Source organism: Salinarimonas rosea DSM 21201 (genome assembly GCF_000429045.1).
In the GTDB taxonomy this organism is placed as follows: Bacteria; Pseudomonadota; Alphaproteobacteria; order Rhizobiales; family Beijerinckiaceae; genus Salinarimonas; species Salinarimonas rosea.
Genome location: NZ_AUBC01000044.1, coordinates 1 through 11746, shown reverse-complemented (window position 1 = coordinate 11746; position 11746 = coordinate 1). Strand labels below are relative to the sequence as shown.

General features: G+C 65.8%; 13 protein-coding genes and 1 pseudogene. 2 read left to right on the top strand and 12 right to left on the bottom strand.

Features of this window, described 5'->3' with window-relative positions; all coding sequences use genetic code 11:
- Positions 1-274 (top strand): IS5/IS1182 family transposase (locus G407_RS31365; RefSeq protein ID WP_029032159.1); only part of this gene is annotated, 274 nt, incomplete at its 5' end.
- A gap of 92 nt (positions 275-366) precedes the next feature.
- Here G407_RS31365 and G407_RS29145 read toward each other — a convergent pair.
- The 8 genes from G407_RS29145 to G407_RS31360 are packed head-to-tail and all read right to left on the bottom strand — an operon-like array spanning position 367 to position 7324.
- The gene (locus G407_RS29145) at positions 367-2058 is read right to left on the bottom strand and encodes a complex I subunit 5 family protein (RefSeq protein ID WP_052341703.1); all 1692 of its coding nucleotides are present in this window, start codon (positions 2056-2058) and stop codon (positions 367-369) included.
- The gene (locus G407_RS0120970; RefSeq protein WP_029032392.1) at positions 2055-3533 is read right to left on the bottom strand and encodes a complex I subunit 5 family protein; all 1479 of its coding nucleotides are present in this window, start codon (positions 3531-3533) and stop codon (positions 2055-2057) included. Before G407_RS0120970 ends, G407_RS29145 begins: the two co-directional genes overlap by 4 nt.
- Positions 3530-5008 carry a complex I subunit 5 family protein gene (locus tag G407_RS29140; RefSeq protein ID WP_052341702.1) on the bottom strand — a complete coding sequence of 493 codons (1479 nt, stop codon included), beginning with the start codon at positions 5006-5008 and terminating at the stop codon, positions 3530-3532. Before G407_RS29140 ends, G407_RS0120970 begins: the two co-directional genes overlap by 4 nt.
- Positions 5005-5322, bottom strand: a complete 318-nt coding sequence (locus G407_RS29135) for an NADH-quinone oxidoreductase subunit K (protein ID WP_043540310.1) — start codon at positions 5320-5322, stop codon at positions 5005-5007. The genes G407_RS29140 and G407_RS29135 overlap by 4 nt, the downstream gene beginning before the upstream one ends.
- Position 5323: 1 nt before the next feature.
- On the bottom strand, positions 5324-6280 hold the full coding sequence (locus G407_RS0120955; protein ID WP_029032391.1) for an MnhB domain-containing protein: 957 nt from the start codon (positions 6278-6280) through the stop codon (positions 5324-5326).
- Positions 6277-6570: a cation:proton antiporter gene (locus G407_RS29130; protein ID WP_043540309.1), complete on the bottom strand. Its 294-nt coding sequence runs from the start codon at positions 6568-6570 to the stop codon at positions 6277-6279. Before G407_RS29130 ends, G407_RS0120955 begins: the two co-directional genes overlap by 4 nt.
- Positions 6567-6851, bottom strand: a complete 285-nt coding sequence (locus G407_RS0120945) for an MrpF/PhaF family protein (protein WP_029032390.1) — start codon at positions 6849-6851, stop codon at positions 6567-6569. The genes G407_RS29130 and G407_RS0120945 overlap by 4 nt, the downstream gene beginning before the upstream one ends.
- Complete coding sequence (locus G407_RS31360) at positions 6848-7324, bottom strand: Na+/H+ antiporter subunit E (protein WP_169728820.1); 477 nt, start codon at positions 7322-7324, stop codon at positions 6848-6850. Before G407_RS31360 ends, G407_RS0120945 begins: the two co-directional genes overlap by 4 nt.
- A 119-nt stretch (positions 7325-7443) precedes the next feature.
- Here G407_RS31360 and G407_RS29125 point away from each other — a divergent pair, with 119 nt between their 5' ends.
- A complete protein-coding gene (locus tag G407_RS29125; RefSeq protein WP_052341701.1) occupies positions 7444-8739 on the top strand; it encodes an MgtC/SapB family protein in 1296 nt (431 codons plus the stop codon).
- Between the two features lie 7 nt (positions 8740-8746).
- Here the strand turns inward: G407_RS29125 and G407_RS0120935 are convergent, their stop codons facing one another.
- The 4 genes and pseudogenes from G407_RS0120935 to G407_RS31890 all read right to left on the bottom strand — a co-directional run.
- Positions 8747-10228: a GntP family permease gene (locus G407_RS0120935; RefSeq protein WP_029032389.1), complete on the bottom strand. Its 1482-nt coding sequence runs from the start codon at positions 10226-10228 to the stop codon at positions 8747-8749.
- Between the two features lie 16 nt (positions 10229-10244).
- Positions 10245-11285: a patatin-like phospholipase family protein gene (locus G407_RS0120930; RefSeq protein WP_029032388.1), complete on the bottom strand. Its 1041-nt coding sequence runs from the start codon at positions 11283-11285 to the stop codon at positions 10245-10247.
- A gap of 38 nt (positions 11286-11323) precedes the next feature.
- A complete protein-coding gene (locus tag G407_RS0120925) occupies positions 11324-11644 on the bottom strand; it encodes a hypothetical protein (protein WP_029032387.1) in 321 nt (106 codons plus the stop codon).
- Positions 11645-11664: 20 nt separating this feature from the next.
- Positions 11665-11746 (bottom strand): annotated as a pseudogene (locus tag G407_RS31890) (IS5/IS1182 family transposase); the annotation flags it as partial.

The following is an 11746-nucleotide window of genomic DNA, read 5'->3' as shown; positions in this document are numbered from 1 at the left end:
GAAAGCCCAGTGGCTTCTGGGGGACCGCGGCTATGACGCCGACTGGTTCCGCGAAGCCCTGCAAGATAAGGGGATCAGGCCCTGCATCCCGGGCCGGAAGGCACGAAAGAAGCCCATCAAATACGACAAGCGCCGCTACAAGCGCCGCAATCGTATCGAAATCATGTTCGGGCGTCTGAAGGATTGGCGGCGGGTCGCCACCAGATATGACCGCTGCCCCGAAGTCTTCCTCTCGGCCATCGCTCTCGCCGCAACAGTCATGTTTTGGTTATGAGTCCTGAGCCTAGGGGGCTGTTGCTCGTCGGCTGCAAGGCATGTTTCCGTCTTTTCGGCCGAAGGCGGTCCACAACAGCAACGTATGGGCCGTCAAATGAGCGCAAAAAACAGACCCCCGGAAATCAGGGCGAAGGCGACCGCCGTCGCGGCACGGTCGGCGAAGGCGGCTTGAATCCGCTCGATGTTCGTAAGTGCCGGTGGGGCGTCGTCTGTCTCAGTAGAGATGTCGGAACTGGCCTTGGTATCAGACATCGCGTGGAATGCGGCCATGGCCAGCAACGCGGTCCGGCGGAGCGGTTCGAGCAGATCGCCTTCGGGCATACGGGGCGCCTGCATCCCGACCGCCGCGGCCGCTGCGGCCAGGATCACGGCAAGCCCGAGGGGCCAGGCCTCGACGATTTTCTTCGCAAGATCGGCAGTGGGGTCCGGATCGGTTCCGAGGATTTGTCCATAGACGACAAACGGCGCGGACAGCGCCGCGATCACCAGCGCCAGAAATGCGAACATCATGGCCGGGGGCGGGTTCTTGTCCGGTGTCGCGGATGGCAGGGTGAACATAAGCCGCGCCAGCACCAGCCCCGAGGTCAGCGCCGAAAACCCGATCAGCGCGGCGCCGATCTCGCCCGCGGGGCCTTTCACCGCAGCCTTCGCCAACGCCCCCGCGGTCAGCGGTAGCCCGGCCAGCGACAGCGCGAGCGCCCCCATGAGCAGCAGGAAGAACGGGCGCGAGTTGCGCAGCCAAACGCTTGCCATGCCCACGCCCAGAAACAGCGCACCTTTCGTCAGCCCGTGATGCAGCGCATAGAGCGCAAGTATCGGCAGCAAAGCCGCAGCGGGCAACCCGGTGGCCAGAGCGACCCCGCAAACCCCCATGATCAGCCCCATCTGGCTGACCGTTGAATAGGCAAGGACCGTCTTGGGATTGCTTTGGGCGGCCCCGAGCAATGCAGCGATGAACAGCCCCGCAAACCCCATCAGGGCAAGCGTTGTCCCGCTGATCGGCCAAGTCGTGCCCCAGGGCAGGAAGGCCAGGAGGCCGAAGATACCCGCCTTGACGATCGCGCCAGATAGCACCGCCGAGGCAGGGACCGGGGCGGCCGGGTGCGCCACCGGCAGCCAGATATGGAGCGGCATCAGCCCCGCCTTGATCCCGAGACCCGCGATCAGGAGCCACAGGATCAGGGGATCGGTGCCGGGGCCGGCCAAGGTGTCGCGGATATCGGCGATCAGGATCGACCCACCCGCCGCCGCGCTGCCCATGAGGAACGCGGCGAAAAGAGCCACCTCACCGATAACGGCCAGCACGATGTAAACCGCGCCCGCCCGAAGCGATGCGGGTTTGCGATCATGGATCACCAACGGATAGGCCATCAGCGACACAAGCGCGAAGGAGACATAGAAGGTCGCGGCATCCGCGGCGATGAAAACACCCACGTTACCGGCAAGAACGAGGTTCCAGAAGAGCGCAAAGCCTGCCGCTCTCTGGTCGTTTTGCAGGTAACGCGCCGCATAAAGTCCGGCGAGTGTCCACAAAATCGCGGCACCCCCAAGAAAAACGGCGCGGGTGTCATCCAGCCGAATTCCTCCATCGAGCAAGAGCCAAGGGAGGCCGAATTCCGTTCCGCTTGGTGCATAGATGGCAGCGGCGAGCGCGGGCAGGGGGGCAAGCGGGAGTGCCGTGATCATGCGCGGCCCGAGTTTCGGCAGGACGCAGAGCATGGCGAGGGCAAGCGGCCAGAACGCCGCTGCTGACAAGAGGAGCGCAGGCTCGATCCCGATCATCTGAGATACCCCGCGTCCACGATCAGACTGACCCATTCCAGCGGGCTGAAGGGGAATGAGGCGAAGAGCCCCGCACCCAGCGAGGCCAGCGCGGTCACTGCCGCGGGCAGGACTAGCATCCGGTTCCAGCCGCCGGTGAGTTCGGCGACCGGAGCATGGTCGCCCTGAGGCGGAAGCAGCCAGGCCCGGTAGAGCAGCGGCAGGAAATAGGCCGAGTTCAGTAGCGACGATCCGGCCAACACGGCAATGACCCAGGCATCGCCCGCTTCCAGCCCGCCCGATCCCAGGTACCATTTCGAGATGAAGCCCGCGACCGGCGGAACCCCGATCATGCCAAGCGCGCCGATCGTGAATGACGCCATGGTCACCGGCATCAGTCGTCCGGCTCCGTCGAGCTCGGTTACGGCCTTGATATGGAGCCTGTTGGCCAGGGCGCCTGCACACATGAAGAGCGTTATCTTCATGATCCCCTGGTGCACCAGGTGGACCAGCGCGCCGACCGCTGCGATGGGCCCCGCGAGGCTTGCACCAAGGACGATGTAACTGACCTGGCTGACGGTGGAATAGGCCAGCCGCTTCTTGATGTCGTTCTGCATCACGGCGCGCAGAGACCCGTAAAGGATCGTCGCGGAGGCCAAGAACGCCAGTGGCAGGCCGAGGCCCAGATCGGCGACGGTGCCAGCGCCATAGATGTCATGGACCACCCGCAATATGCCATAGGCCCCCGCCTTGACCACTGCGACCGCGTGCAGAAGTGCGCTGACCGGGGCCGGCGCGGCCATGGCCTGCGGCAGCCAGCCGTGAAACGGCAAGAGTGCCGCTTTTACGCCGAGGCCTCCAATAAGGAGAACGAAGATCAGGATCAACGTGAGCGTTGGAACGGGCGACAGGTCTGGCGGTGCAGCAAATTCAAGGGGGCCAACCAGTGCTTTCAGCCAGAGGATGCCGGCGAGAAAGGCGGCGCTGCCCGCCAGCGTATAGGTGAGATAGACGCGGCCCGCGGTCAGCGATTTTTCGTCGCCCTTGTGCACCACAAGCGGCCAGGTCGCCAGCGTCAGAAGCTCGTAGAACGAAAAGAAGGTGATCGCGGTGCCAGAGATCGCGACGCCGGTCGCCGACAGGACGCAGAGGTTGAAGAACCCGAAAAAGCGGGCAAGGTTCGGGCCCCTCTCGAAATAGGCGATGGCATAGATCGTGGCGATCAGCCAAAGGAAGGTCGAAAGCGTCACGAAGAGCAGCGCAATCGCGTCGACGCGCAACACGAAATCATGGCCCGGCAGGAACTCGTAGCGCCATTCGAAATCGACACCGCCCTGCGCCTGAAGCAGCAGGAACCCAACCAGCACGAGCTTGACCAGGGCGAAGATGATGTTCGTGGCATCGCGCCAGGCCGCCCGGGTGTCGGGCAGTGCGAAGCTGATCAGCGCCGCGACAAGCGGCAGCGTGAGCAGCGCGAGGGGGAGGAACGCCGTCATTGCTCGTCCTCCGAAGCCGTTTCAACCGTGTCTTCGAGCGCCGGCAGCGGCTCTGGCGCGACCGTGGCAGGCGCCCCGCCTGTGGCCAGGTCGGCCAGCGGGCCGCCCGCGAAGCCCAGCAGCAACGCCGCCAGCGCCAGAGCAAGCGGTGCCGCAACCATCGACGGGGCTTTTGGGGGAACAACAGGCGTCTCGCTGCCGGAAAACGCCACCGCCAGCGGGCGGAACAGGTAGACGGCGGCCAGTAGTCCGCCGATCAGCATGACCGCCGCGTGAATGGCTTGGCCCTGGCGAAGGGCCGCGTCCACCAGCAGGAACTTCGCGCTGAACCCACCCGAGGGCGGCAGCCCCATCAGAGACACCGCCGCCAGCCCGAAGGCGGTCACGGTCAGCGGCATCGCGCGGGCGAGCCCCGCCAGATCGGCGATGCGCGGCCCCGCCGCCGCCTTCAGCATCAGCCCGGCGGCAAGGAACATCGCCGCCTTTGCGATCATATGGGCGACGGCATGGAACGACAGGCCCGCCCAGGCATGGCCCGCCCCCGCGATCAACGGGAAGGCGAGAAACAGATAGCCGATCTGGGCCACGGTCGAATAGGCGACAAGCGCCTTCAGGCTCTCCTGCCGGATCGCCTGAAGCGACCCGAAGAGGATCGCCAGCGCGCCGATCCCGCCAAGCACATGCAGGCCCGCGGGTGTGGCCGCCGCGGCCAGCCCCTCGAACCAGAGCCGGACCGTGATGACAAAACCGATCTTGACCACAAGCCCCGACAAAAGCGCACTCGCCGGGGCAGGGGCGGCGGCATGGGCCGGCGGCAGCCAGCCATGGAGCGGAAAGAGCGCGGCCTTGACCAGAAGGCCACCGGTCATCAGCGCGAGCGCCAGAGCGGTCGCAAAATCCGCCTCGGCCATGCCGGCCAGAAGCGTGACATCCACGGTGCCATAGCGCGACAGGATCAGCGCGACGCCCAGCAGGTAGAAAATCGAGCCCAGGAGAGCGATCAGAAGATAGCGCAGCGCCGCCCGGACCGACCCCATCGCCGCCATGGCAACGGCTGCGATGCTGGCCATTTCCAGCGTGACATAGAGGTTGAAGAGGTCGGTCGTCAGGAACGCGGCGTTCGCCGCCGACCACATCAGGTAGTAGAGCGGCCAGAAAGCAGCCGTTTGCGCGTTGCTCGCATGGCTCTCCGGGGCGAACTGGTGCAGAGCGTAGAGGCCTGTCAACCCGGCGGTGAGCGTCACCGCGGGCACCAGCATCTGCGCCAGCCCATCGGCGCGCAAAAGCACACCGAGCGGCAACTCCCACCCGCCGACGACATGGGCGGTTCCCGGGTCGAGCGTCATCAGCCAGACCGACAGCGCCGCCATGGTCGCGATCGCCAGCGCAAGCAGCGACCGTTGCCACCCGCCAGCGAGCAGCGACAGCACCATGAACACCAGTGGCGCGACAACAAGAAGATCGAGGGGACTCATGTCTTGCCGCCCCTTTCATCGTCTTCTTTCGCGGCGTGGTCTTCTTCGGCTTGTCGCAGAATGAGCGCAGCACCAAATGCGGTGAGGGCGACGGCAACGACAATTCCGGTGATGACCAGCGCCTGAGGGAAGGGGTCGGTTGTTGCCGCTCCACGGCCAAGCCCGCCGAGCATCAGGAACACACCGGCGCCAGAGACATTGACCGCCAGAAGCTGGCGCAGCGCATGGCGCAGAGTGATGAAGCCGAACAGCCCCAGCCCTACCAGCACGGCCCCGGTCAGCGCAAAAAGATGACCCGTCGCGAGTGCCTCCATATCAGTCCCCGCCTTCCTGAACGGCGGCGGGTGGCACCGGCTTGCCCGCGACAAGAAGCGCCAGCGTGGCCCCGATGGACAGCGCAAGCGCATATTCGATGGCCACGATCAGCGCCTTTTCAAGGCCCACGGGGTAGGACAGGAACCGGCCAAGGGCTATTCCGCCAAGCCCGATGCCGAGAAACATCGCCGGACCAAGCACCAGGACTGAGCGCAGCCGCATGTCGTCCGCGCGCGGCAGGGCAATCGCCCCGCCCAACGCCGCCACCAGAATGCCCCCCGCCAGCACGGTGCCGCCCTGGAATGCGCCCCCAGGCAGGTCGGACCCGGTCCAGACAAGGTAGGCCGCCATGACAAGGGACGCCGGCAGAAGAACGCGGGAGAACGTGCCGATCACAGTGAGGGACACGGGCGTCGCGATGGCAAGGGATGCCGGACGTTGCGGCCAGCCGCCTGGCGGGGCAATGGCCCAGACCGCCACCAACGCCCCCAGCAGCACGAAGGTCTCCAGCAGCGTGTCGTAGGCGCGAAATGCCAAAAGCACACCGGTCACAGGGTTCTCGATGCCGAGTGCGGGCATGAGCGTGGCAATCTGCGCCCCCATACGGTCGGTCGGAGAAATCGACAGAACGGCGACCGACAACAGCACGATCAGCCCGCCACAGATCACCGCGACCGCCGCCCGCATCCAGGGGCTTGTGGGCTCACATTCCACCGGGTCGCCCATGGCACTCAGCCGCGCGTGGGCCAGGATCAGAAGGATGCCGGTCACGCCCGCGCCGATGGCGATTTCGGCCAAGGCCACGTTGACCGCGCCCAGCGACAGCCATGCGATGCCCAGAAGGTTGCCGAAGGCGATGAAAAAGACGATGCCGCCCAGGGCGCTTCGCATCAAAAGCGATGCGGCGGCCGTGCCCAGGATCATCAGACACAGGACGAGGTCGAAAACGAGGCTCACGGTCGCGGGTCCGTCTCGTCCTTGGAGCTTTGCCCCAAGACCTGCGCCGTCGCCCCGGCAGTGAAGATGGCAAAAAGCCAAACGATGGCGATTTTAGCGGCGACCGCGACCGAGCCCCAATGCAGCGCAACCGCCAGTGCCACCAGCCCCAGCCCGACATTGTCGGCCTTAGTCAGCGCGTGCAGCCGCGACGCGGAGTCGGGGAACCGCAAGAGGCCCAAAGACCCCGCCGCGTAGAAGAACACGCCCATAAAGAGAAGGCCGGCAATCGCATACTCCAGCCCGGTCATGACCGGTCCTCGCCGTCCTTCCGGGCTCCGCGCGGGGCTCGTGACGCCACGAAAGCCGCCACGGCCAATGCCGCCAGAAGCGTCGCGACCAGCGCGGCATCCAGCATGGTGGCGTCGCCCCGTGCCGCCCCGAGCGTCAGCGCAACTCCGATCACGCCGGTGCCCACCAACTGCGCCGCCATGATCCGGTCGATCGTGCCGGGTCCCTTCCAGGCGCGGACCAGGGCCAGAGCAACCGTCACAAGGAGCGCCATCGCGGCGGCATAGAACAGCCCGGTCATTCGGTCCGTCCTCCGCCCGCCGTCAGCACCTTTTCGATCCGTGCCTCCTCGGTGCGCAGGCTGTCGATCTCGAAACCTTCGGCCTGTAGCACATGGACATCCAGTTCACCCTTGGAAGATGCCGCGGCGAGTGTTCCCGGCAGCACGCTGATCACGCCGCCCAGAAGCACACGGAACTCATCCGGCCTGTTCTTCAAATTCAGGGTCACCCAGGCAGGCCCAACCGGCAGTCGCGGGTCGAGCGCGCGGCGGGCCACGTCGAGCCCCCCCAGAAACCCGCGCGCAAGCAACGACGGTCCAAAAACCAATGCCCTGTGGGGTCGCAGCCCTGGACGCGTTGCGGGGTATAGCCAAAGGCTAAGCACCGTGGCCGCAAGTGCCGCGGGAATGCCGAACCACAGCGACGAATCAACGCCGCCGGATAGGGCCAGCCACAGCCCGGCAAAGAGCATGAATCTGAACAAACCTGTCAAAGAGACCGCCACCCCATCACGATTTAATCTTGAGGTATAGCCTGCGTTCTCAGGCGTTTCAAGAGCGGAAGTGAATTATTTTCCCTTGCTGACTTGGTGTCGTTGAATACGATAGCGTTATGGAGAGTGATGTAGAATCCTTTTTTGCGCTGGCCGAAGCACTTGGTATCGGGCTCCTGATCGGCATTGAACGGGAACAGAATGCACAGGCCGGCGACAAGGCCGCGTCTGCCGGGGTGCGCAGCTTCTCCCTGGCCGCGCTCATCGGCGCGCTCAGCATGATGGCGGGCGGTGTGCCGCTGCTGGCGGTGGCGGTCATTGCGGTGGCCGTGACGCGCTTGGTGTCGGTGGCGCAGCGGGGCGATCCGACGACCGGACTGACCACCAGCTTCGCGCTGGTCGCGGTGGTTGTGCTGGGTGCGATGGCCACGGTCACCGCCATGCTGGCGGCGGCAGTCGCGCTGGTCATCGCCTCGCTGCTGGCCGCGCGCGAGGTTTTGCACGGGTTCAGCCGCCAGATCCTGACTCCGCCCGAGTTGCGCGACGGGCTGATCCTGGGTGTCTCGGCGCTGGTGATCCTGCCGGTGCTGCCGAATGTCGATATCGGGCCCGGCGGTGCGCTGAACCCGCGCAACCTGTTCTTGATGGTAGTTCTGGTCATGCTGATCGGGGCGGCCGGTCATGTCGCAACGCGCGTCGTGGGCGTGCGCCTGGGCCTGCCGGTCAGCGGGTTCCTGTCGGGTTTCGTGTCCAGCCTTGCCACCATCGCCACCCTGGGCAAGCGGGCGGGCGAAAAGCCCGAGGACGCAACCAGCGCCGCGACGGGCGCGACGCTGTCCTCGGTGTCTTCGCTGGCCCAGAACGGGATCATCCTTGCCGCACTTAGCCCCGCGATGCTGGGCACCGGAATACCCCTCCTGGTCGGTATGGGCCTGATGGCGGCAGGCATCGGCGCGCTGATGTTCTTCCGCACCCTTGGCGGTGAGTTGAAGCCAGCCAAGATGGAGCTGCCGAACCGGGTTTTCTCGGTCTGGGGCGCGGTCAGGTTCGCGGCCATCGTCGCGACGGTCATGGTTTTCTCGGCGACGCTGAACGACATCTTCGGCAATGCCGCCATCCTGGTGACCATCGCGCTTGCGGGTCTCGTCAGCACCAACTCCGCGGTCGTGGCCCTTGGATCGCTGGTGGCAGCAGGGCAGATTCCGGCCATCGACGGCACCTTGCCGCTGGCGGCCGCCCTGACGGCCAACACTCTGGTCCGCACATGGGTGGCGCGGAGCAGCGCGGATAAATCCTTCCGGCGGGCGGTGATCTTGGGGCTGGTCGCGCAACTGGCAGCACTCTGGGCAGCCTGGTGGATCGGCGGTGTTGTTTGGGACTGGCTTGTCGATACCGCCGAGGAACGGGTCGAATAGGGTCCGCTCAGAAACTGCCCAGCATCGTCCCCAGCGCGATGGCGACCACCAGCGACAGGATCGGCCCCAGCACGGCGACGACGAAGATGTCGCCGTAAGCTTCGCGGTGGGTCAGCCCGCAGATGGTCAGAAGCGAGATCACCGCCCCGTTATGGGGTAACGCATCCAGACCGCCGGTCGCAATCGTGGTGACGCGGTGCAGAAGCTCGGGCGAGATGCCCGCAGCGGCACCGGAGGCAAGATAGGTCTCACCCATGGTCTGCAGCGCGATGCCCATGCCGCCGGACGCCGAGCCCGTGATTCCGGCCAGCACACTGACCGAGATCGCGAGCGAAATCAGTGGGTTCCCCGGTGCCATCCCCAGCATCGCATCGCGGATCACCTCGAATGCGGGCAGGCCCGCGATGACCGCCCCGAACCCCACGAGGGCGGCCGTGTTGAAGATCGGCAGGACCGAGGCATTGGCACCCTCCGACAATGTCTTGCCCGGCGCGGCCAGCCGCCGCCGGTTCAGCGCCCAGGTGGCCAGGATCGACAGCGACAGCGCCGCGATGATCGCCCACATGCCCTGCACCGAGGACAGCGTCGTGGGGCCAAAGGGCGGTTCGGCCAGATAGGCGGTGTCAAGCGCGGGGAGGACAAGGTTCAGCATGACGAGATTCAGCGCCACGACCAGCACGATCGGAAGGGCGGCGATGCCAAAGCCCGGCAGGTCCGATTGCGCCATGCCATGGGCCTCACTTCGGTCGAGGGGCGACAGTTCCAGCGTGTCGAAGCCCTCGCCCTGGGCGCGCTCGCGGATCTCGCGGCGCAGGGTCGAACCGCCCTCGGGCAGGGCCGCGGCCGGCGCTTCGTACCCTTCCCCCGCCCGTCGCAAACTGCGTTCACGCCAGCTCAGCCAGGCCTGGCCCACCCCCAGCATGACGGCGCCCGCAATGAGGCCGATACCGGGTGCCGCGAAGGGTGTGGTGCCGAAGAACGGCATCGGAATCAGGTTCTGGATCGCGGGTGTACCCGGAAGGGCGGTCATGGTGAAGGTGAAGGCACCCAGCCCAATCGTCGCCGGGATCAGACGGCGCGACACGCCCGCCTCGCGAAACAGCGCGGCGGCCACGGGAAAGACCGCGAAGGCCACCACGAACAGCGACACACCGCCATAGGTCAGGATCGCGCAGGCCAGAACGATCGAGAGGATCGCGCGTTCGCGCCCCAGCCAGCCGGTGGTAGCCCGCGCGATGGACGTGGCTGACCCGCTCGCCTCCATCATCTTCCCGAAGACCGCACCCAGCAGGAACAGCGGGAACAGCAGCACGATGAAGTTGCCCGCGGCCTGCATGAAGATCTGCGTCAGTGTGGCCAGCACCGGTTGCCCGGACAGTCCGGCCGCCAGCAGCGCCAGAACAGGCGCCAGAACCAGTACGCTGATCCCGCGATAGGCCAGCCAGATCAGGAGACCGAGGACGGCGACGACGATGGCGGCATCAAGCATGGTGGAGGTTCCTTGTTCAGCAATAGGTCGCGGCAAGATCGAGCGATGACCGTTTGCCCAGATCGCCGCCATGGGCCGCGAGCCAGGTGTCCGCTGCGCGCCAGCCGATGCCGTGCAGGCGGATCAGGAACCGCCATTCGGTGTTCATCTTGCTGTGCGAGCCCTTGCCGGCCATCTGGGCATCGTCGTGGATGCGGTGCACGCGCAGCTTTTCCACCTGACGGAACAGGGTTTGACTGTATCGGGCGGGAGGCGCGCGGTCGAGTTCCAGCTGCTGGCGCAGGATCGCCACGCTGCGCATCTGGCTGACGAGGTTGGTGTTGAAGGTGATCTCGTTCAGCCGCCCGACGATGTCGCCGGGTGTCTTTGGCACCTCTTCGCGCCGCGACGGGTTGACGGTGACCAGCATCAGATCGTTGGCGGGACTTTCCTCGATCAGGGGCAGGATCGACGGGTTGGCGGTATAGCCGCCGTCCCAATAGGCGTCCTCGCCGATCTCGACCGCCTGAAACAGCATCGGCAGGCAGGCCGAGGCCATCAGCGCATCCGCGCTGAGGTCATCATTGCGGAACAGCCGCGTCCTGCCGCTGCGCACATCGGTGGCCGAGACGAAGAGCCGCGGCGCCGCAGGATCGGTCAGCGCGGCAAAATCGATCTGATCCTCGAGCAGCCGCCGGAGCGGGTTCACGTTGAGCGGGTTGAACTGGTAGGGCGACATCATCGCCTTGGATGCAGCGAGGAAGGGTTTCGCCCAGGTCGCCGGTGACCAGGGCGCGAAGAATCCGCCGAAGAGATCGGAGGGGACGATCCCGCCCGTCGCCGCCCGGCTGACACCCTTCCAGAAGGCCCAGAGCGCCCGCTGCGCGCCCGCGCGCCCGCCGGTCGCCAGCCCGTGCGCCAGGACGGCTGCGTTCATCGCCCCGGCGCTGGCGCCGCTGACGCCGGCGATGTCGATCCTCGCGTCTTCCAGCAAACGTTCGAGCACGCCCCAGGTAAAGGCGCCATGGGCGCCTCCGCCCTGCAGGGCGAGATCGATGCGGATTTTCTTTTTGGGCAATGGGTCACATCCTGACAGCTCGGCAAATATTCGTCTGCCTATGACAGTTTCGGCCCGACCAGGCAATCGCTGCGCTGATGCGCCAGAAGCAATTGGCCGTCGCTGCCCTGGATCAGGGCCTTAAGCCCGGTGCGCGCGGTGCGCCCGAACGCAGCGAGGTCGGGAGAAAACTCTTTCTCGACGGCCATCATCGCCGCGAGGATGCCGCCGCTGCGAAGGATGAGGTCGAACTGTGCGGGAACCTCGACACCGGTTCCGGCCAGTTCCGCCAGGATGCGTTCGACGTGGGAACGAATCCGATCCTCGGCATTCCCGTGATCGTTTTCCTGGGCGTCTTCCAGTGCATGGACGATGAACACATGTGCGCTAGGCTCAGGACTCATAACCAAAACATGACTGTTGCGGCGAGAGCGATGGCCGAGAGGAAGACTTCGGGGCAGCGGTCATATCTGGTGGCGACC

Coding starts and splice junctions, on each gene's coding strand:
- G407_RS29145 (WP_052341703.1), bottom strand. CDS start 2,058: ATGATCGGGATCGAGCCTGCGCTCCTCTTGTCAGCAGCGGCGTTCTGG.
- G407_RS0120970 (WP_029032392.1), bottom strand. CDS start 3,533: ATGACGGCGTTCCTCCCCCTCGCGCTGCTCACGCTGCCGCTTGTCGCG.
- G407_RS29140 (WP_052341702.1), bottom strand. CDS start 5,008: ATGAGTCCCCTCGATCTTCTTGTTGTCGCGCCACTGGTGTTCATGGTG.
- G407_RS29135 (WP_043540310.1), bottom strand. CDS start 5,322: ATGGAGGCACTCGCGACGGGTCATCTTTTTGCGCTGACCGGGGCCGTG.
- G407_RS29130 (WP_043540309.1), bottom strand. CDS start 6,570: ATGACCGGGCTGGAGTATGCGATTGCCGGCCTTCTCTTTATGGGCGTG.
- G407_RS0120945 (WP_029032390.1), bottom strand. CDS start 6,851: ATGACCGGGCTGTTCTATGCCGCCGCGATGGCGCTCCTTGTGACGGTT.
- G407_RS29125 (WP_052341701.1), top strand. CDS start 7,444: ATGGAGAGTGATGTAGAATCCTTTTTTGCGCTGGCCGAAGCACTTGGT.
- G407_RS0120935 (WP_029032389.1), bottom strand. CDS start 10,228: ATGCTTGATGCCGCCATCGTCGTCGCCGTCCTCGGTCTCCTGATCTGG.